This window comes from Pseudoalteromonas espejiana DSM 9414 (assembly GCF_002221525.1).
Taxonomy (GTDB): Bacteria; Pseudomonadota; Gammaproteobacteria; order Enterobacterales; family Alteromonadaceae; genus Pseudoalteromonas; species Pseudoalteromonas espejiana.
On record NZ_CP011028.1, the window covers coordinates 1,365,898 to 1,386,543 of the forward strand.

Sequence of the window (20,646 nt, forward strand, 5' to 3'; positions counted from 1 at the left end):
AGGCAAGTAGTCACCGTGCCCATTTCCAATCATAACCATTATTACGACCAACAATTTAGTACTTTGCAGCTAGCAGGGCAAGTAATTAAAAACACAGAATTTGAAGAGTGCACGTTTATAGAATGTGACTTATCTCAGGCTCATTTTAAAACATGTCGATTTATACAGTGCAACTTTAAAAATTGTAACTTGTCGTCAATTAAGTGGGGTTACAGCTCGCTTGAAAATGTAAGCTTTAGCCATTGTAAACTAAACAGCGTGCAATGGGGCGATGCAGATTGGGGAGCGCTAAGTATAAATGCGACAGTAAGCTTTAATAGTTGTGAGCTCAGTAACAGCTCATTTTTTGAGTTAACTTTAAAATCACTTAAATTAATTCACTGCTTTGCAAAAAACGTTGATTTTAGGCATGCCGATTTAAAGCAAAGTAAATTTACTGGGACAGACTTTCGCGATAGCGAGTTTTTTCAAACCAATTTAACTAAGTGTGATTTTGTAGGCGCAACTGAGTTTAATATTGATTTAAATAATAATGTATTAGCAGGCGCTAAGTTTGAGCGCTTTGAAGCACTTAACTTGCTTACAAGCCTTAATATAGAACTGTGTGACTAATTTAAGTTATTTAGAAGCTGCAAATTAAGAGCTTCTAAATAATTTAGTGACCAGTAGCTCTTTAATTAACAGCTAGGGCCATTTTTGTTACGTGCGCTTGCAAGTGTGCGGGCAATTTCAAGCAGTGCAGGGGTGATGTCATCAGCGCCGTCTTTAATTAGCTTAGTTACATCACCTGATGAATATAAGCTATCGCGCGGCGACTTAATACCTAACTCACGAACAAAGTCTTTTGTTTTACCTGTGCTGCCCGTTTCAATAAATTTAAAAATAATACGCTCGTTATTACTTTTAGGCTCGGCCTGTAACACGGCGATTTCTTCTTTGTAGGTTTCTATTCGACTTTGCAAAATGTCGATACGTTGTTCAATGGTGCTGTATGATTTCATGGGGGTACTTTTCTAAATTAACTAAGAATAATACGCGTATTATCGCATACATTAGCAATGGCGCGCGCTAACCTTTATAGTAAAAGTTATTTTTATTTAAAAACAATAATTTATATAATTTTAAACATGCATAAAACAATAAAAAAGTTACTAACATTAAGCGTACTTAGCCTAAGTGCGGGTTTAATTTCACCATTTAGCTTTGCACAAGACGGTGTAATAGTAGATCAAAGCCGCAATCGAACCATACCTATCAATATCACACTTCCAAATAACAGTGATAAATGCAGCGAGCAGGTAAAGTGCCCTGTAGCATTTGTAAATGCGGGCTACGGTATTAGCCACAATGAATACACGTTTGCGAGTAAGCTGTTTAACGCACACGGTTATTTAAGCATTGCAGTAGCACATGAACTTAAAACCGATCCTGCACTTAATCGTATGCAGCCATACTTAACCACCCGCATGGAAAACTGGCACCGCGGTGTAGTAACACTTAAGTTTTTAGTTAATCAGCTAAGTACGCAATACCCCGAGTATGATTTTACTAAACTCACTTTGTTTGGGCACTCTAACGGCGGTGATATATCAGCTTTATACGCTTCAATTTATTCAGCAGAAGTAAACCAAGTAATTACACTTGATCACCGTCGTATGTTGATCCCACGTAATAAAAACATACGCGTGCTTACACTTCGCGGTAGTGATTACCCAGCCGACGCTAACGTGTTATTAAACGATACAGAGCTTAAAGTGTTTCCGGTTAGCCAAGTAATGATTGAAAAATCGCGCCATAACGATATGTACGACTCCGGGCCAACGTGGCTGGTGGAGAGAATGAGTAATGAGATGACGGCTTTTTTAAATTAACCAAAATTTGCAGAGCTTTATTTCAGGGCCTGTTGACCTTTCAGGGTTATAATTTGTTCAATCTAGGGGCCATTTAATCACGGCGCGAGGTTTGTAACCTAGTGGGCTAAGTAAAAACCGAGTAACAAAGAGTAAATGGCCCCTAGGCGGAACCCTTTGGCAGCGCCTGTTTGGCATTTATACGTCGTTATCGCCTATTTATGGGGAACAACCACACTACATAGGCTCTGCCTTGCCTAAATACCAAACAGACTGCTGCAAATTCAACCTCGAAAGGTAAACAGGCCCTAGTAAATAGCGCAGCCATGGCTGCGCTATTTTGTTTTAGTTACTCAACTAATTCACTTACTACAAGTGGGCTGTTATGCAGGGTTTTATGCACGGGGCATTTATCGGCTATTTCTAGCAGGCGTTTACGCTGTGCTTCGGTTAAATCGCCGCGTAGGGTAATTTTACGAGTTATTGCCTCAATATTTTGAGTGCATTCACCATTGTCGCAATCTTGATAGTAGTCACGCGTGTGTTCAAGCTCTACTTTTATATGATCAAGTGGCAGCTTTTTTAAACTTGCGTACATACGCAGTGTCATTGAGGTACAGGCGCCAAGGCCTGCCAGTATGTGATCGTACGGATCGGGGCCTAAGTTATTACCACCCACTTTTAAAGGCTCATCGGCAAGCCAAGTATGATCTTTTGTACTTACGTGCTGAGTAAAAATATGGTCTTTTTCTTCAACTAATACTTTCCCGTTTTCTAATTTTGCACTGTACGCTGTTTTGTCGTAATTAACATAGCGGGTAGCCCAGTTTGCAATCATGGTAGCGGCGTAATCAGCATCGTTTTTATTGCTAAGTAGGTGATCGGCGTTATCTAGGCTAATAAAGCTTTTAGGGTGCTTAGCACTGCTGTAAATTTTTTCGGCTTCAGAAATATTTACTGTGGCGTCAATTGGCGAGTGCATAACTAACAGGGCGCGTTTTAGTTTACTAATATGGCTTTTATCGTATTTTGCTATGTCGTCTATAAATTGCTTTTTAATAGTAAATTCACGACCGGCTAAGCTCACTTTAGCCTCGCCTGCGGCGTTAATTTCATCTAAATGTGCCTCAAAATTGTGAGCGACGTGCTGCGCATCTGATGGCGCACCAATAGTTGTAATCGCTGATATTTCAGGAATATGCTCTGCTGCAGCTAATACCGCTGCGCCGCCAAGGCTGTGGCCAATTAATAATTGTGGAGCTTCAAAATTGTCACGCAGGTGATCAGCTGCGGCAATTAAATCTTGAATGTTGGATGAAAAGTTACTGTTAGCAAAGTCGCCGTCGCTGTTACCAAGGCCGGTAAAGTCAAAACGCAGCACTGCAATACCCTGTTGCGTAAGGGCACGGCTTATACGTGTTGCGGCCGCAATATCTTTACCACAGGTAAAGCAGTGGGCAAATAAAGCAAAAAATTTCACATCGCCGGCAGGGCGTTCGAGTTGGCCGGCCAGTTCTAAATTGCCGCTTTTAAAAGATACTTTTTGTCGCATGGTGGCGCCTTATGTCACAATTACAATCGTTACAATGATAGACCAGATATAAGCACTAATTAGTGCAATTTCAATGTTTTTTATGATTTGATCTCGATCAAGTAAGTTGTTCACTAATTCATCTTGCGGACATTTGTCCTTATGTTTTTTAGGTGGTTTGTCTATCCTCGCACAGCGCTATAATTAAGGCTTTGCTACTCTATCTTGGCATATTAGCTATATTTAAAGCAGCCCTGTTCTTACAACCTATTCACTGGAACGTACAATGCAATTACCTACTGTTGATTATAAAGCTCCCGATGCGGCTGCTCACTTTGTTGAATCGTTAAGAAACACAGGTTTTGGTGTGTTAAAAAACCACCCAATCCCGCAATCTTTAGTTGAGTCTATTTATAAAAATTGGCAAGACTTTTTTAACTCAGAGCAAAAGCACAACTTTTTATTTTCTAAAGAAACACAAGACGGTTATTTTCCGCCTTCAGTGTCTGAAGTAGCGAAAGGCTTTACAATAAAAGACATTAAAGAGTACTTTCATGTTTACCCTAAAGGCCGTGTACCTGCAGAGCTTGAAGCTGATGTACGTGAGTACTACCGCTTAGCTAACGAATTTGCAGCAACGCTTTTAAGCTGGGTTCAAGCAGAAGCTCCTGCTGATGTACGTGCTAAGTTTTCTATTGATTTAAAAGATATGATTGCTGATTCTGAGCAAACATTGCTACGTATTTTGCATTACCCACCAATGACGGGTGACGAAGAGCCAGGTGCTATTCGCGCGGCTGCACACGGTGACATTAACTTATTAACTGTATTACCGGCGTCAAACGAGCCTGGTTTACAAGTTCAAAAAACAGATGGCGGTTGGTTAGACGTACCTTGTGATTTTGGCAGTTTAATTATTAATATTGGTGACATGCTACAAGAAGCGTCGGGTGGTTATTTTCCATCGACTATTCACCGTGTAATTAACCCAACGGGTAAAGCGTCGACTAAATCGCGTATTTCGTTGCCACTATTTTTACACCCGCGTCCTGATGTTGTGCTTTCTGAGCGTTACACTGCAGATAGCTACCTACAAGAGCGCTTACGCGAGCTAGGTGTTAAATAACGTTATATTTATTAAGTTAAATATAAACCAAAAGCGGCTTTTAGCCGCTTTTGTTGTTATAACCTTGCTTAAAACAATTCGCAATAATACTTAATTATTCTGCGGAGCTAAGCGTGTCGCTATCTGCGTTTAAAATTCTCATTTATGACTGCATGAATGCAGAGTAATTGTCGAGAACAACTAAATAGCCAATTTTTTGCTAAGCTTTCAATACGTTTTTCCAGCCTCAAAATTAATCACTTAATTAAGCAGGCCAGTATTAATTTTTGGGGTAAGTTTGCTTCATTATTAAAACCGACTCAGTAATTATTTGCTCAAGTATAGCTAAATCGATATTTTCCAATTTTGTCACGTACAAACAGCTTTTACCTAGGCTATGTTTACCAAGCTGATTTAATAATGCCGCTATTTTGGGGTGCTCAAAGCCTGGCATAATATAAATAGAAAGCTTAGTTTTGCGCGGTGAGAACCCCGTGATTGGCCACTCGCCTGTGCGGCCTGAGTCGTACTTATAGCTGTATTGGTCAAACCCTATAATGTCTTTACCCCATACAACAGGCTTAGCCCCTGTGACTTTTTCAAACAGGGTTAGTAAGGTTTGTGTATCTTCAATACGCTTTGAATCTATACTCTTTAGGCATTGAGCAAGTGTTAGCAGGTTAGCTTTAGTTTTTAATGTCATAGCGTTGATTTGTATTGTTATTAGCTATTTTTAAGGTTAGCACGGAATTAGCTAAGTGAATATTTCCATGCATTTCTAAGTTAGTTGCGTATAATGCGGCCTTGGCCGGTTTGGCCTCTATTTTATTGAGAGATTTTATGAGTTTTGATGGTTTAGGTTTATCACAGTCTTTAGTTAATGCGGTTTTAGAAAAGGGCTATGAAACGCCAACGCCTATTCAGGCTCAAGCAATTCCTGCAATTATTGAACGTCGCGATGTAATGGCGGCTGCGCAAACAGGTACTGGTAAAACCGCAGGTTTTACGTTACCGCTTATTGAGCTTTTATCTAAAGGCAGTAAAGCAAAAAGTAATCATGTACGCGCGCTTATTTTAGCGCCAACTCGTGAGCTTGCACTGCAAGTAAGCGAAAACGTTGAAGAGTACGCTAAGCATTCAAATGTTAGCTCGTTTGTAGTGTATGGCGGCATTAAAATTAACCCACAAATGCAGCGCCTACGTAAAGGGGTTGATATTTTAGTGGCAACCCCTGGGCGTTTAATTGATTTACATAATCAAAACGCAGTTAAGTTTGATAACGTTGAAGTACTCGTACTTGATGAAGCTGACCGCATGCTCGATATGGGCTTTATTCACGACATTAAACGCCTAATTGCAAAAATGCCGCCTAAGCGTCAAAACCTGATGTTTTCGGCAACATTTTCAGATGATATTCGTGCTTTAGCAAAAGGGTTGATAAACGACCCTGTGGAAATATCAGTAGCGGCAAAAAACACCACAGCTAAAAGCGTTACGCAAAGTGTGTATGCGGTTGATAAATCGAGAAAAACAGCATTATTAAGCCACTTGATTCGCAGTAACGATTGGCAACAAGTTTTAGTTTTTAGCCGCACTAAACACGGTGCTAACCGTTTAGTTAAACAACTTGAGCGCGACGACATAGTAGGCGCAGCTATCCATGGTAATAAATCACAAGGCGCTCGTGTTAAAGCATTAGATGGCTTTAAAAGTGGTGAAGTACGCGTGCTAGTAGCGACTGATATTGTGGCACGTGGCCTTGATATTGTTGAGCTTCCGCACGTTGTTAACTACGATTTACCAAATGTATATGAAGATTACGTACACCGTATTGGCCGTACAGGCCGTGCTGGTGCATCGGGACATGCTATTTCGTTTGTAACAGTCGATGATGCCGCCGACTTATACGGCATTGAGCGCTTTATTGGTGAGCTTATTCCACGTGCTGAGGAAGAGGGTTTTGAACCAAATAGCCCAGTACCAGAGCGTGCATTAGATGCTCGCCCAATTAAACCTAAAAAGCCTAAAAAGGCAAAGCAGCCGTTTAATAAGCCAAAGTCTGATAAGCCTAATAGCAAAAAGCCTAACAATGGTGGTAATGGTACAGGTCCTCGTCGTGGTGGGTCTAAAAAGCCAGCAGCTAAAACAGACGATAATGCACAAAACCCGTGGGCAAAACGCCAATCGGTTGGTGGTAATGGCCAGCGCCGTCCAAATAATAACGATTAATTAGCAATATCAATTTGCAATAATATGTAATTGAGCTTTTTTGTATTAAAAAAACGCGCTGACTTCATTTTAGTTAATAGAAGTAGCGCGTTTTTTATTACCTATAATTTACACTTATCTAATTAAATAATTAACGGCTAAACCTACAAATAAAGTAACGCTTACACTTAATAAGGTGCCTAGCATTACGTATTCAGTGAGCTTTTTATCTTTACTGGCACTTAAATCACCAAACCTAAATACCGACTTTGCAGCGAGCAAAAAGCCAACCCCAGCAAACTGATCTAGCAAAATAAAGCTCAGCATTAATACACGCTCTAACATACCAATGCTTTGCCCAGCCAATGGTAAGCTGCCCTCGCTTGAAAAGTTAGCGGTGAGCCTCTCTAGCATCATTCTTATAAATACCGCAGTGGGGCTTAATATAGTTAAATAACCACACACAACCCAAAGTACTTTAGGGTTTGTGGCAAGTGCGCTTACATGTGCCATTAAACTTTGGTTATCGGTTATATAAATGCACAGCGTTATTATTACGGCTATATGCGCTATTTGGTCGAGTAAAAACGGCACAACCCCTTTATTAGAATACGACTTAGCAATATCAATAAAGTAATGGCTAAGCATAATTACAGCTGTGGCAAATAACACAGTACTTAGTTGCTGCCAACCAAATGTATATTCCCAAGCGGTAAGAATTATAGCGCTCGTAATGCCATGAACAAGCACATGCAAGTAGAGCTTTTTAGCTTTAAAGTGGCGGGTGTTTCTATCGTTTACCCAGCTCATAGGTTGCCAGTAAAAGTCAGCGAGAAGATGGCCAATAATAAGCGCCACGAGCAATAACGAAAATGCCATTATATAACTCCTTTTATTATCGTTTTTATAACCTGCTCGCTGTGAACTATAAAGCGCTCTATTAGCTGGTAATTGGCTAAGTTAAGCAGCTTAGTGACGTTTTCGCGGCTCGTATTTAGCTCTTTAGCAAGAGCTGCGTGGCTGTTATCTGTGTGTGTTAAATACACATACAAAGCGTTGGCCTGCTTTTGCGTTATTTTGCTTAGCAAGGTATCAGCAAAAGCGAGGTTAAGGCTAAAGCTTTCATCTACTGTTTGCTGTGCAATAGTAAAAACAAAGCGCTGGTTAGTTATTTTATCTAGGCCTTGCCCTGAAAGTACAAACGCAGACCCCGTTGCGGTTTTAATGTCACTGCGTGGGTTATCAATGCTGCCAAGTGCCATGCTTTGCCTAAGCTCATATCCGGCTAACTTTAATTGCAGGTAAATCAAAATCGCGGTTTTAATTATTTCTTCACTTTGGTTTATTTGCAGCTGAAATGCATCACCCCGGTAAATATTCCAAAGTGTTGTTTTGCTGCAAACTGCACGCAAACTTTGCTCTAGCTGATAAAGCATGGCATCGTACTGCTGCTTAGGTATTTTTTGCGATTTAATGATATCGCCGCTGATCACACCAATCATAAAAATCCAATAAGTAACCAATTTAGGTTACATAGGCTTAAGTAACCAAATTTGGTTACATTTAATTAGGTAACCAATTTAGGTTACTTAAAGCATAATTGCAAGGAACACTCATTTATGGCGCCAACGTTAATTGGGCCATTTGCCTTTATCCACTTAGGAAAATAAATGACTTCACATAACGAGCCGCAAAACAATAAACCCCGTGTTGGTATTTTTGTTGATGTACAAAATATTTATTACACGTGCCGTGAGAGCTACCGCAAAAATTTTGATTACAATGCCTTTTGGGCGCAAATGAAACAGCAATACACAATTGATTGTGCTTTTGCGTATGCAATTCATCGTGGTGATGAAAAACAAAACCAGTTTCAAAACATTTTGCGCGCCATTGGTTTTGAAGTAAAACTAAAGCCTTTTATTCAGCGCCGTGATGGCAGTGCGAAAGGCGATTGGGACGTAGGCATAACGATAGATATGCTAGAGCAAGGTAAAAACCTCGATAAAGTTATTTTACTCTCTGGCGATGGTGACTTTGCTTTATTATTGGGGCATTTAAAACACCAATATAATGTACCATGCGATGTTTACGGCGCCGATAAGTTAACCGCCGAAGTGCTTAAACAAAGTGCTGAGCAGTTTCATTTAATTGATGATAGTTTACTACTGTAAAGCGTAAAAAAGAGAGGCTAAGTGCCTGCAACTTGAGAGTTTTTAATACAGAGCCTATATCGTTAATATAGGCTTTATTTATTGCTGTAATAAATTGGGTTTACTAAGTGGTTATGGTAATTTTAAGCCATACCGTGTTATTGAGGACTCACATGCTTTATTACAGCGACATGCCACTAGATAGAGGCTCTAATTTTCGTAAAGACGCTGCGTGGTTAAGCGCAAAAATGTCGGCGCAAAGTAAGTGGCTTTTGGTTAATAATAACCATACATTGTTTTATAAAAATTCCCCACAGGTGTGCTACCTAACACACCAACAAATTGCTCATTTAGATTTATCAGATGCGCTATTTTTAGGCTCAAATGACGAACAACACGGTGTATTTGCACTTGATGTGTCGGCCATACACGATGACGAGCTAGCCCCAATTATTGGCGATGCGCAATTTTTTGATATTCGCCAATATGGCCCACAAGTGGCTATGCAAGATGGCTCAATTGCGGCACTAGCGCGTGGTTTATGCTACTGGCATGCAACACATAGCTTTTGCGGACGTTGCGGCAGTAAAAACAAGTTAGTTGAAGCAGGGCACTCACGCTTATGTGAAAACGAGCACTGTAGACACCCTACGTTCCCGCGTACTGATCCGGCGGTAATTATGGTGGTTACAAAAGTATTTGCCGATGGCGTAGAGCGCTGTTTACTTGGCCGCCAAGCAATATGGCAGCAAGGTATGTATTCATCGCTTGCTGGGTTTGTTGACCCCGGTGAAACACTTGAACAAGCGGTTGCCCGTGAAGTAAAAGAAGAGGCGGGCGTTGATGTTGAAAATGTACGCTATATTGCCTCTCAGCCTTGGCCGTTTCCTTCATCTATTATGCTTGGCTTTATTGCAGAGGCTAAAACGGAGCAAATTAACGTAGATAAAAACGAATTAGACGATGCTAAATGGTTTACCCGCGAAGAGGTAGCCGAATTTGGCAATATGGGCGACGAGGGCGAGCATTATAAGCTCCCACGTGTTGACTCTATTTCACGCTTTTTAATTGAGCAATGGCTTTCAAATAAGGTTTAAGGATTGATAATGTCGAGCAAAAATAAAAACACTCAATTAGTGTCATCAGGGCGTAAAAAAGCTTATACCCATGGCGTAGTAAACCCGGTAGTGCAACGCGCTTCTACTATTGTATTTGATAGCGTGGCCGATTTAAAAGAAGCCGCTAAAACGCGCGGCGACAAAACTTTATTTTATGGTCGCCGTGGCACAAGTACGCATTTTGCCCTGCAAGAAGCCATCACTGAGCTTGAGGGCGGCGAAGGCTGCGCTTTGTACCCATGCGGTGCAGCCGCTATTAGCCAAGCGTTGCTGTCGTTTGTAAAAGCGGGCGATCATATTTTAATGGTTGATAACGTGTATGAGCCAACGCGCGATTTTTGCGATAAAATTTTAGCAGGCCTTGGGGTAACAACCACTTACTACCCACCAACTATTGGCGCGGGTATTAAAGAGTATATACAGCCAAATACTAAGGTATTGTTTTTAGAATCTCCGGGCTCTATAACCATGGAAATACAAGATGTACCTGCCATGGTAAAAGTAGCCAATGAGCATAATATTATGACTATGCTTGATAACACCTACGGTAATGGATTGCACTACCGCCCATTAGAGCATGGGGTAGATATTAGTATTCAAGCGGCAACAAAATATATTGTAGGCCACTCAGATGTAATGATGGGTGTGGCGGTTGCCAATAAAAAATACTGGCCAACCCTTCGTGAACACTCGTACCTATTAGGTCAGTGCACCAGCGCAGATGATGCGTATTTAGCCCTTAGAGGCTTGCGCACAATGGGCGTGCGTTTAAATCAACATGAAAAAGCTGCCATAGAGGTTGCCAAGTGGTTAGAGCAACATGAGCTTGTTGATCACATTCGCCACCCTGCATTTGAAACCTGCCCAGGGCATGCGTTTTTTAAACGCGATTTTGACGGCAGCAACGGCTTATTTTCATTTGTAATGAAAACCGGCAATCAAAAAGCAATTGATGCATTTTTAGATAACCTTGAGCATATTAAGATGGGTTTTTCGTGGGGCGGCTTTGAAAGTTTAGTGACGGCTAATTTAACCATGAAAGGGCTGCGCTCAAAAACCGGCTGGGATTTAGGCCCGGTTATTCGCTTGCACATTGGCCTTGAAGACGTTGATGATTTAATTAGCGACTTAAGCCAAGCGTTTGAGGTATATAAACAGCATTTATAGAGTTTGGCCAAAATAAACGATGTTTGGCCTGTTACATTTAAATGGTTTGTTACAAAGCTCACTTTAGGTGGGTTTTTTTTTGCTGGTAATTCAAGGTGTTTACACTTAGTGTTGATCATTACTTTGAAAATAAAACGTCATTAAGGATAGTCAATGGCAACATCATCAATAATAAACATAGGGCGGTTAACGCAAATTGCGGGCTTTGAGCTTGTTCGTATGTTTTTAACTAAGCGCGGCTTAATTGCTATGGCGGCTTTTGCGCTGGTTTGGTTATTAATATTGCGCTACCCAATAGGACAGGCAGTTAGCATTATTAGTGCGCCTAATTTTGAACAAATGGTGCGTGATATTTCAGGCACAATTGGCTTAAGTAAGTTACTTGATTGGCCAGAGTCTGAATTTGCCATGTACTGGCTAGTGGCGCTGTATAGCTTTCCGCTATTTGCTCTTTTTATTTCTAGTGACCAAACCGTTGGCGACAGAGAGCGAGGAACGCTAAGATTTATATCGCTGCGCGCTACGCGCTTTGAAATTTTGTTTGGCCGCTTTTTAGGGCAACTTGGTGTACTGGCGTGTTTATTAGCTATAACCCTTGTTGCCACACTAGGTGTACTTGGCTACAGAGATCCCAGCTTATTAATGGGCGGCTTTACGCGCGCACTTTCTATTTTTATTGTTATGGTAATAGTGCTTAGCCCATTTGTCGCACTAATGTGTTTAATAAATACCTTTGCGCGTTCATCACGTTTGGCCATTGTATTGGCTATTTTATATTTTGCTGGTGGCGGCATTGTTGTAGGAATACTGGCATGGCAGGTACCGGCTTTAAATGCACTTGATTATATATTCCCAGGTGTTAACTCTGAGCTATTAGCAGGACAAAACTTACCTTTATTAAGCGCATTAGGTGTACCACTTATACAAAGCGCGGTGTTTATTGTTATTGCGCATAAAATATTTACAAGGAGTTCGCTATGAGCGTATTAATAAAAGCCAGCGGCTTGAGTAAATCGTATGGCGCAAAGCAAGCACTTAATAATGTGAACTTTGAAATTAATAAAGGTGCGCCAGTTGCGTTAGTTGGCCCCAATGGCGCCGGTAAAACCACACTATTTAGTTTGCTATGCGGGTATATAAACCCAAGCCATGGTGAGCTCAGTATTTTGGGGCATAAGCCAGGTAGTGCAGCGCTGTTCAACCAAGTGAGTGCATTACCGCAAGATGCCCAACTAGACCCGCGTTTTAATATAGATAAGCAACTGGCTTTTTACGCCAAGTTGCAAGGCATGAATACTAAGCAAAGCCATACCGAGGCACTGCGTGTGCTTGATTTAGTAGGCTTAAAGGAAGTAGCAAAACAGCGAGCAGGCGATTTATCTCATGGTATGCGAAAGCGCGTAACCATAGCACAAGCGCTTATTGGCTCACCGCAAATTGTAATGCTAGATGAAGCCACCGCAGGGCTTGACCCTATTCATGCCAGAGAAGTGCGAGAGCTGGTATCTAGCTTGAGTAGTGAGGCTACCTTTATTTTAAGCTCTCACGATTTAACCGAGCTTGAGCGTTTATGCTCGCAAGTGCTGCATTTAGATAAAGGCATACTGAGCGAACATCAAACAAAAGAAAATAATACCAATACACACTTTTATACACTCATGCTTAACGAGGCTTATCAAAATGTAGAGCAGCAACTACATTCGTTAGCCGGCGTGAGCCGTGTTTATATGAGCCAACATAAAGAGTATGTTATTGAATACCAGCCAAGTACTGAGCCGCTTGATATTGCTTTATTAAATTTTTGCCATCAGCAAAATTGGCAATATAGGCAGTTAGTAAATGGCCACACATTAGAAAATCAAATATTTAAACAGGAGAAAGTATAATGGGATTACTGAGCGGTTTAATGGGTAATGCAAGCGAAGTAGACGATTCAGATCTTGAAAAAGTACTTGCCAATACACTCATAGAAGGCGAACAAGTAGAAAAAGCATATAAAGTGATTCGCGATATGTTTATTTTTACAAACAAGCGATTAATTTTAATTGATAAGCAAGGTATGACCGGCTCTAAAATGGAAATGGTGAGTATTGCTTACTCTAAAATTACTAAGTTTAGCAAAGAAAGTGCAGGGCACTTTGACCTAGACGCTGAGCTTAAAATATGGATTGGATCAGATCCAACGCCTATAAGTAAAGAATTTAAGTCGGGCGATAATATTAACGAAGTGTACCGAGTAATTAGCCAGCATGCGCTTTAAATAATGCACATGTTTTAAGTAGTTGTTGACTAGATGTTGCAACTACTTTAAATTTACAGTTTCTTACACCTCCTTACAATTAACTTAATAAATACAACTAGTTAATTAAGTTTTCATTCAGTTTCCCAGCGTTAGCATGTGCACACTTTAGTCAATGAGCTAAAGCATAAAAAGCAATGTACAAAGGGAAGTCTTACAATGAAAAAATTAGCAGTTATTATTTCAAGCATTTTATTATCTAGCACTGCGGCTGCTGCAGACAGCTATAACTCAATCAGTAACTTAAGCTACAAAGATAGCGATAACAACGATACCGTTGCTGTAGACTCTATTTATTACTTATCTCCTAAAAAAACATTAGGCCCGTACGATCAGTTTGAGTACATCAATAAGCAAACTAACGTATACGGCAGCTACGCTGATAACGACTTTGCAGATGTAACTAACGTCGGCGGCGAATACTTTATTAATGAATTTTTAGTGGGTGCTTCATACGAAAACCTTGACCCAGACACGGGCTCTAACGGTGAACTTTACAAACTAACCGGCGGTTACTTTTTTAACCCAGACTTACTAGCAAAAGTAACGCTTGTAGAAAACAAAGACGGCGATGACTTTGCCTTATTTGATTTAGCATACAACCACATGCTAAACAGCACAGACTACGTAGGTGTAACACTTACATCAGATGACGATTTTGATTACCGCGCCGTTGCAGCTAAATACTTCATTGATTTACAGCAAGGTAACTTCTTAACGTTTGAAGGTAAATACGAAAGCATTGATGATGCAGAGAACCAGTGGGTAGCTGAAACTAACTACTACTTCTCAAAAGCAACGTCTGTATTTGCTAACTACAACAAGCAAGATACATACAGCTTTGGTGCTCAGCACTTTATTAATAAAAACATTGGTCTTAAAGTAGGTTACGAGAACAATGCAGATGACTCTGATAACGATGCTTACTTTGCTAACATGCGTTTTCAGTTTTAATTAAGTTTCTAACTTTGTTAAAACAAGAGTATTAAAAAGCCCGCTTAATTAGCGGGCTTTGTTGTTTTTAAACGTTTGAGTTTTTAACTGTAAATTATTACCAGCCGCAGTTACGACCTTTGTTCTGCTCATCTAAATAGCGTTGCAGCGGTGCAAAATAATCAAGCATGGCTGTAGCGTCCATTTGCGGTTTGCCTGTAATGCTTTCAAGGGCTTCTTGCCATGGGCGAGACGAACCTATTTCTAGCATTGCGTTTAGCTTATCCCCTGCCTCTTTTGAGTTATAAATAGAGCAGCGATGAATCGCTTTATCGTTACCGGCTATTTCACATAAACTACGGTGGAACTCAAACTGTAAAATATGCGCTAAAAAGTAACGAGTATAAGGTGTATTACCCGGGACGTGGTACTTAGCACCAGGATCAAAGTCGTCTTCGCTACGAGCAATAGGCGCTTGCACACCTTGGTATTTTTCGCGAAGTTCCCACCATGCTTTATTATAATCTTGCGGCTTTACTTGCCCTGAAAATACCTGCCAACGCCATTGATCAACCATTAAGCTAAAGGGTACAAAAGCCACTTTATCAAGGGCCATTTTCATTAATAGGCCGATGTCTTTAGATTCATCAGGTACTTGCTCTAATAAGCCAATTTCTTTTAAGTAGCCTGGTGTAACCGAAAGGGCAATAGTGTCGCCAATGGCTTCATGAAAACCATCGTTTGCACTTTCTTGATAAAATAAAGGCTGTTTATTGTAAGCACGCTGATAAAAATTGTGGCCTAGCTCATGGTGAATAACAGAGAACTCTTCGCCCGTGCGTTGAATACACATTTTAATGCGTAAATCGTCTTTGCTATCTATATTCCATGCAGATGCATGACATTGCACATCTCTGTCTTTTGGTTTTACAAACAGTGAGCGCTCGTAAAAGGTCTCTGGCAGTGGCTCAAATCCCATTGAGGTAAAAAAGGTCTCAGCTCCTTTTACCATTTTAAGCTCGTCGTAATTATTTTTAGCTAATAGCTCGGTCACATCGTAACCCGGATCGGCATTTTCTGGCGCGACTACATCGTAAATGTTACCCCACGCTTGCGCCCACATGTTCCCTAGTAAATGTGCAGGGATTGGCTCATCTTGGGCTACTTTGTCGGTGCCGTATTTTTCACCTAACTTAGCACGAACATGACAGTGAAGAGCGTTATATAACGGTTTTACTTGCCCCCAAATGCGGTCAAGCTCTTTGGTAAAGTCATCAGCTGGCATATCGTATTTACTGCGCCACATTGCACCTGTATCAGTATAACCAAGCTCTTTAGCACCTTCGTTGGTAAGTGTAACTTGCTGCTCGTAAAGTGGGCGCATTGGTTTTGATATTTGTCGCCAGCCTTGCCATAAATCAAGTAGTTCGTTGTAATCTCGGCTGGTGGCCATTTTTGACGTCATGTCGCCAAGGCTTAAGCAGCTGCCATCGTCTTTACAGTATTTACCTTTACCGTATAAACCACCAAGCTCTGCCACAATAGTTGAAAGTTGTGCTGTTTTATCTTCATCTTGCGGGGCGGGTAAAGTAAGCGCTAGTTTAAGCTTATTAAGTTTGCGGCGCGCATCGTAATCAAGTTCGAGTTCATCAAACTGCGCAGCTTGATTAGCTAAACGCACAACGGTTTCGGTCATTTTACGATTAACTTCAGCAGAAAGTGCTGAGGTATCATGGGTAATAAAATTTGCGTATATCCACTCTGCCCGGCTCGATTCTAAATAAAGCGCACTTAACTCTTTTTCTGTTTTTGCTATAAATGCGTTTGCATCTTTTGCGGTTATTGTTTTTGTAGCTTGTGCTGAATCGGTGGTGTCTATGGCTATTTCTGCTTCGCAGGCGCTCAGCGCTAAAGTACTTGCGACTATTAGGGCGCTCATACTTAATTTAAAGCGTGGTGTGTTCATGCTATTCCTTTGGTTTATTGTTATTAAGAGGCTGATAATAGCAGTGATGTTTAAAACAATAAAATTAATACGTTAAGGCTTTTAGAGCATCGCGCAATGATTGTATTTAAACTAAGATGGTTCATAATTAAGTTACTATTTTCATTCAATGTAAAAGGAATGTGCTCATGTCAGTATTTATAATATTGCTGGTCGTGGTGGTGGTTATTTTTGCCGTAAAAGATATACGCCTTAACCTGATCAGCCGTCCTACGTTTAAAATGTTTAAAAAGGTGTTACCACCGCTTTCGCAAACAGAGCGCGAAGCAATGGAAGCGGGTGATGTTTGGTGGGATGGTGAGCTTTTTAGTGGTAATCCTGACTGGCAAAAGCTACATAATTTTCCAAGGCCTGAGCTTAGCGATAAAGAAAATGACTTTATGGATAATCAGGTTAACACGCTGTTGGCAATGCTTGATGATTACCAAATTGTGCAAAAAGATAAAGACCTACCAAAAGAAGTATGGGATTACTTAAAAACAGAAGGCTTTTTTGCGCTGATCATTCCTGAAAAATTTGGCGGACGAGAGTTCTCAGCTATTGCAAACTCTACCATAGTGTCAAAAATTGCGACCAAAAGCTTAACTGCGGCGGTAACAGTTATGGTACCTAATAGCTTAGGCCCGGGTGAACTATTACTGCATTACGGTACAAAAGAGCAGCAAGACCGTTGGTTACCAACGCTTGCAAGTGGTGAAGACGTCCCCTGTTTTGCCCTTACCGGCCCAGAAGCGGGCTCTGATGCGGGCAGCATTCCTGACTCTGGTGTAGTGTGTAAAGGCCAGCATAACGGTGAAGAAGTTATAGGCCTGCGATTAAATTGGTCTAAGCGCTATATTACCCTTGCGCCAGTGGCAACAGTCCTTGGCCTTGCATTTAAAATGTATGACCCTGATGGATTACTTGGTGATGAAAAAGAGCTCGGTATTACGTGTGCGCTTATTCCTACCGATCACGAAGGGGTAGAAACCGGCGAGCGCCATTACCCATTAAATATGGCATTTATGAACGGCACTACTTACGGTAAAGACGTATTTATTCCACTAGATTGGATTATTGGTGGTCAGCAAGGCGCAGGGCGAGGCTGGCGTATGCTGGTTGAGTGTTTAAGTGCAGGGCGCGGTATTTCACTGCCAGCACTGAGTACAGCAACAGGGCATTTAGCGTCAAAAATGACCTCAGCTTACGCAATGGTGCGCCAGCAGTTTGGTGTATCTATTGGTCAATTTGAAGGCGTACAAGAAGCACTAGCCCGTATTGGCGGATTAACATATACACTTGAGTCGGCACGATTAATGACTGCCGGTGCCATTGATTTAAAATTAAGCCCCTCGGTAGTGACCGCCATCGCAAAATACCATATGACCGAAATGGGTCGTACTGTGATGAACGACGCAATGGATATTCATTCGGGCAAAGGTATTCAAGTGGGCCCTAATAACTATTTAGCTCATGGCTATATGGGTATTCCGGTATCAATTACGGTTGAAGGCGCTAATATTTTAACGCGTAACTTGATGATATTTGGCCAAGGAGCTACGCGCTGTCATCCGTTTGTGTTAAAAGAAATGGAAGCGGCGGCAATGGACGATGACGACGCTGCACTTGATCAATTTGACAGCTTATTAATGAAGCACATACTTTTTGCTGCAAGTAATGCAGGTATGGCTTTTGTGCATGGTCTTACGCGAAGCTGTTTGGCAAAAGCGCCTGTGTGTGGTGCAACCGCTGTTTACTACAAACAATTAAGCCGAATGAGCCGTGGCCTTGCTTTTACAACTGATGTAGCCATGCTGGTACTGGGTGGCGAGCTTAAACGAAAAGAAATGATTTCGGCCCGCTTAGGTGATGTACTAAGTCATTTGTATTTAGCGTCTACAGTGTTAAAACGCTTCGAAGACGAAGGTCGTCAACAAGCAGACTTACCATTTGTTAAATACGCAATTGAAAACTCACTGTATGAAATTGGCCAAGCGTTTGATGGCTTTTTCAAAAACTTTTCAAACCCTGTGGTTAACTTTTTACTTAAACGTATAGTATTCCCGCTTGGTAATCACTATCACAAGCCAAGTGATGAAACAGCACAAAGTATTTGTGAGCACATGACCCAGCCAGGTGTATTTAGAAACCGCTTAACCCATTTATGTTATGTGGATGAAAATGCCGGTACCGGTGTAATGGAGAATGCGTTTTTAGCTATGCATGATATGCAAGCGCAGTTTAAAGACATAAAACAATGGCAACGAAAAGGAAAGGTACCTGCCACGCTTGATATAGAAGGCGCAATTAATTATTCGTTGGAGCAAGGCTTTTTAGAGCAAGCAGATGCCGATGCTATGCACCATACTAACAAGCTTAGAAAACAAGCCATTGCGGTTGATAACTTTCAGCCAGGTGAGCTTTAATCAGGCTTATGTTTAGTTAAAATGCAAAAGGCCTCGTAACTGAGGCCTTTTTTGTAATTGAGTATTTGCAGCTTGCGTTTATCGTGCGTAAGGGTCGGCCACTATTTTGTCTATATACCATTTCCCTTTTTTGCGTAGCATTTTTACGCTGCGCATATCGTCAATTTTATCGCCATTAAAATAACCGGTAAAAATAAGGTTTATTTTAGCGTTATCACCGTATTGTTCGCGTACGCTCATGTTGGTCATATCTACTTCAATAACAACTTCATCGTATTGTAGGTTTACTAAGTTGCGAGCAAATTGCTTAGCTGTACCATAAGATTTCATTATGCGGCTTAAATTAGGGGTGGCCATAGTGCTGGCTTTTTGCAGATCTTTTTGATTGTACAGCGCATCAAAATAAGCGGTGGCTGTGTCGCCCGGTGAGTCGCCAAGGGTTTGTACGTCATCACCACAGGCGGTTAAAAATATACAAAAAATAAAACTTACATAGGCTGCTATTTTTTTCATGTTGATCGTTTTTTAATTAATTTTTTTAAAGTGTGTGGTTAATTAATCAAGATGTAAAGCAGTGGTAAGGAATAAATAGAAAATTGAATAATAAATAATAAAAAAGGATGCCATAAGCATCCTTTTTAGTATCTCAAGGAGAGAAAATTACTGTACTAGTTCTTGCTCGCTAAATTCTTCAGCAAACATTGGGCTAGATAGGTAACGCTCTGTAGCGCTTGGTAAAATTACCACAATATTTTTATCAGCGTTTTCTGGTTTTTCAGCTAGGCGTTTAGCTGCAACAACGGCTGCACCTGAAGAAATACCAACTAAAATACCTTCTTTTTTCATAAGCTCATGAGCCATTGCAATGGCATCTTCGTTAGATACTTGCTCCGCACCATCGATAACACTTAAATCAAGGTTGCCTGGAATAAAGCCAGCACCAATACCTTGAATTTTATGTGGGCCTGGCTTAACTTCTTCGCCAGCAAGCGTTTGGCTAATTACAGGCGAATTAGTTGGCTCAACAGCAATTGACTTAACGTCTAGCCCTTTTTCGTTTTTAAGGTAGCGGCTAACACCGGTAATTGTGCCACCAGTACCAACACCAGCTACAAAAAAGTCAACTTTACCGTCAAGCGCATCAAAAATTTCTGGGCCTGTTGTTTCAAAGTGAATTTTAGGGTTTGCTGGGTTTTCGAATTGTTGTAATAAAATATATTTTTCTGGGTCTGTTGCTTGGATTTCTTTTGCTTTTTCGATTGCACCGTTCATACCTTTAGCGCCATCGGTAAGTACTAAGTTTGCGCCAAGTGCTTTTAACAGCTTGCGGCGTTCTAAGCTCATAGTGTTAGGCATTGTTAGCGTTAGTTTATAGCCACGAGCAGCAGCAACAAAAGCAAGCGCAATACCAGTATTGCCTGATGTAGGTTCAATTAGCTCTTTGCCTTCAACAAGCTGACCAGACTTTTCAGCTTCCCAAATCATTGATGCACCAATACGACATTTAATACTAAAGCTAGGGTTACGAGATTCAACTTTAGCGTATACATTGCCACCCGTTACACGATTAAGTTTTACCAGTGGTGTATTACCAATGCTTAGTGAGTTATCTTCAAAAATAGTAGACATAATGTTCCTTTGGATACAATCTGATCAATGTGCTAATAGCCTTTGCTATTAACTATATAAATACACTTTACTGTGAGTTTAAAAAAACTAAAGTAAAGTTTGGCTATAACATATATCTATTGGGCTTATAACCAGCCGAAATAAAAATTAGTTATTAACGCTGCTTTAGTTATTAAAGGTGCGGGCTTAATTTAAAATTTAAAGAGTAAAAAGGCTGTTTAGTTAAAAAATGCACAAGCTTGG

20 protein-coding genes are annotated in these 20,646 nt (G+C 40.8%); 12 read left to right on the plus strand and 8 right to left on the minus strand.

The features are described 5' to 3' along the window. The first annotated feature begins 15 nt into the window (after positions 1-15). Complete coding sequence (locus tag PESP_RS06310) at positions 16-612, plus strand: pentapeptide repeat-containing protein (protein ID WP_089347270.1); 597 nt, start codon at positions 16-18, stop codon at positions 610-612. A 65-nt stretch (positions 613-677) separates the two neighbouring features. On the opposite strand, the gene PESP_RS06315 is transcribed toward PESP_RS06310, so the two are convergent. Continuing rightward, positions 678-1,001, minus strand: coding sequence for a hypothetical protein (locus PESP_RS06315; protein ID WP_089347271.1), 324 nt, complete (start codon positions 999-1,001; stop codon positions 678-680). 126 nt (positions 1,002-1,127) lie between these two features. On the opposite strand from PESP_RS06315, the gene PESP_RS06320 reads away from it, so the two are divergent. Next, positions 1,128-1,871: an alpha/beta hydrolase gene (locus PESP_RS06320; protein ID WP_089349117.1), complete on the plus strand. Its 744-nt coding sequence runs from the start codon at positions 1,128-1,130 to the stop codon at positions 1,869-1,871. A 328-nt stretch (positions 1,872-2,199) separates the two neighbouring features. Here the strand turns inward: PESP_RS06320 and PESP_RS06325 are convergent, their stop codons facing one another. Further along, positions 2,200-3,402, minus strand: coding sequence for a bifunctional alpha/beta hydrolase/OsmC family protein (locus PESP_RS06325; RefSeq protein WP_089347272.1), 1,203 nt, complete (start codon positions 3,400-3,402; stop codon positions 2,200-2,202). A gap of 265 nt (positions 3,403-3,667) precedes the next feature. On the opposite strand from PESP_RS06325, the gene PESP_RS06330 reads away from it, so the two are divergent. Then, complete coding sequence (locus PESP_RS06330; RefSeq protein WP_089347273.1) at positions 3,668-4,507, plus strand: isopenicillin N synthase family dioxygenase; 840 nt, start codon at positions 3,668-3,670, stop codon at positions 4,505-4,507. Positions 4,508-4,766: 259 nt separating this feature from the next. Here PESP_RS06330 and PESP_RS06335 read toward each other — a convergent pair whose 3' ends face one another. Next, positions 4,767-5,189: a DUF1801 domain-containing protein gene (locus PESP_RS06335; protein WP_089347274.1), complete on the minus strand. Its 423-nt coding sequence runs from the start codon at positions 5,187-5,189 to the stop codon at positions 4,767-4,769. Positions 5,190-5,326: 137 nt separating this feature from the next. On the opposite strand from PESP_RS06335, the gene PESP_RS06340 reads away from it, so the two are divergent. Next, complete coding sequence (locus PESP_RS06340; protein ID WP_089347275.1) at positions 5,327-6,715, plus strand: DEAD/DEAH box helicase; 1,389 nt, start codon at positions 5,327-5,329, stop codon at positions 6,713-6,715. A gap of 114 nt (positions 6,716-6,829) precedes the next feature. Here PESP_RS06340 and PESP_RS06345 read toward each other — a convergent pair whose 3' ends face one another. Both PESP_RS06345 and PESP_RS06350 read right to left on the minus strand, forming a co-directional pair. Continuing rightward, on the minus strand, positions 6,830-7,573 hold the full coding sequence (locus tag PESP_RS06345; RefSeq protein WP_089347276.1) for a DUF3307 domain-containing protein: 744 nt from the start codon (positions 7,571-7,573) through the stop codon (positions 6,830-6,832). Further along, on the minus strand, positions 7,573-8,196 hold the full coding sequence (locus PESP_RS06350) for a hypothetical protein (protein ID WP_089347277.1): 624 nt from the start codon (positions 8,194-8,196) through the stop codon (positions 7,573-7,575). The genes PESP_RS06345 and PESP_RS06350 overlap by 1 nt, the downstream gene beginning before the upstream one ends. Positions 8,197-8,364: 168 nt before the next feature. Here PESP_RS06350 and PESP_RS06355 point away from each other — a divergent pair, with 168 nt between their 5' ends. From PESP_RS06355 to PESP_RS06385, 7 genes are all read left to right on the plus strand, one after another. After that, positions 8,365-8,868: a LabA-like NYN domain-containing protein gene (locus tag PESP_RS06355; protein ID WP_089347278.1), complete on the plus strand. Its 504-nt coding sequence runs from the start codon at positions 8,365-8,367 to the stop codon at positions 8,866-8,868. A 152-nt stretch (positions 8,869-9,020) separates the two neighbouring features. Further along, positions 9,021-9,944 (plus strand): NAD(+) diphosphatase, encoded by a 924-nt coding sequence (gene nudC / locus PESP_RS06360; RefSeq protein ID WP_089347279.1) that lies wholly within the window; start codon positions 9,021-9,023, stop codon positions 9,942-9,944. Between the two features lie 9 nt (positions 9,945-9,953). Beyond that, positions 9,954-11,132 carry a cystathionine beta-lyase gene (locus tag PESP_RS06365; protein ID WP_089347280.1) on the plus strand — a complete coding sequence of 393 codons (1,179 nt, stop codon included), beginning with the start codon at positions 9,954-9,956 and terminating at the stop codon, positions 11,130-11,132. A gap of 153 nt (positions 11,133-11,285) precedes the next feature. Further along, complete coding sequence (locus tag PESP_RS06370) at positions 11,286-12,113, plus strand: ABC transporter permease (protein ID WP_089347281.1); 828 nt, start codon at positions 11,286-11,288, stop codon at positions 12,111-12,113. Beyond that, positions 12,110-13,018 (plus strand): ABC transporter ATP-binding protein, encoded by a 909-nt coding sequence (locus PESP_RS06375; RefSeq protein ID WP_089347282.1) that lies wholly within the window; start codon positions 12,110-12,112, stop codon positions 13,016-13,018. The genes PESP_RS06370 and PESP_RS06375 overlap by 4 nt, the downstream gene beginning before the upstream one ends. After that, the gene (locus PESP_RS06380) at positions 13,018-13,392 is read left to right on the plus strand and encodes a PH domain-containing protein (protein ID WP_089347283.1); all 375 of its coding nucleotides are present in this window, start codon (positions 13,018-13,020) and stop codon (positions 13,390-13,392) included. The genes PESP_RS06375 and PESP_RS06380 overlap by 1 nt, the downstream gene beginning before the upstream one ends. 198 nt (positions 13,393-13,590) lie before the next feature. Next, positions 13,591-14,385, plus strand: a complete 795-nt coding sequence (locus PESP_RS06385; RefSeq protein ID WP_089347284.1) for a putative porin — start codon at positions 13,591-13,593, stop codon at positions 14,383-14,385. 97 nt (positions 14,386-14,482) lie between these two features. Here PESP_RS06385 and PESP_RS06390 read toward each other — a convergent pair whose 3' ends face one another. After that, on the minus strand, positions 14,483-16,330 hold the full coding sequence (locus tag PESP_RS06390) for a M2 family metallopeptidase (protein ID WP_089347285.1): 1,848 nt from the start codon (positions 16,328-16,330) through the stop codon (positions 14,483-14,485). A 167-nt stretch (positions 16,331-16,497) separates the two neighbouring features. On the opposite strand from PESP_RS06390, the gene PESP_RS06395 reads away from it, so the two are divergent. Further along, positions 16,498-18,774, plus strand: coding sequence for an acyl-CoA dehydrogenase (locus PESP_RS06395; RefSeq protein WP_089347286.1), 2,277 nt, complete (start codon positions 16,498-16,500; stop codon positions 18,772-18,774). A gap of 78 nt (positions 18,775-18,852) precedes the next feature. On the opposite strand, the gene PESP_RS06400 is transcribed toward PESP_RS06395, so the two are convergent. Next, complete coding sequence (locus PESP_RS06400) at positions 18,853-19,287, minus strand: hypothetical protein (protein ID WP_089347287.1); 435 nt, start codon at positions 19,285-19,287, stop codon at positions 18,853-18,855. A gap of 147 nt (positions 19,288-19,434) precedes the next feature. Continuing rightward, positions 19,435-20,403: a cysteine synthase A gene (gene cysK / locus PESP_RS06405; RefSeq protein ID WP_089347288.1), complete on the minus strand. Its 969-nt coding sequence runs from the start codon at positions 20,401-20,403 to the stop codon at positions 19,435-19,437. Between the last annotated feature and the right edge of the window lie 243 nt (positions 20,404-20,646).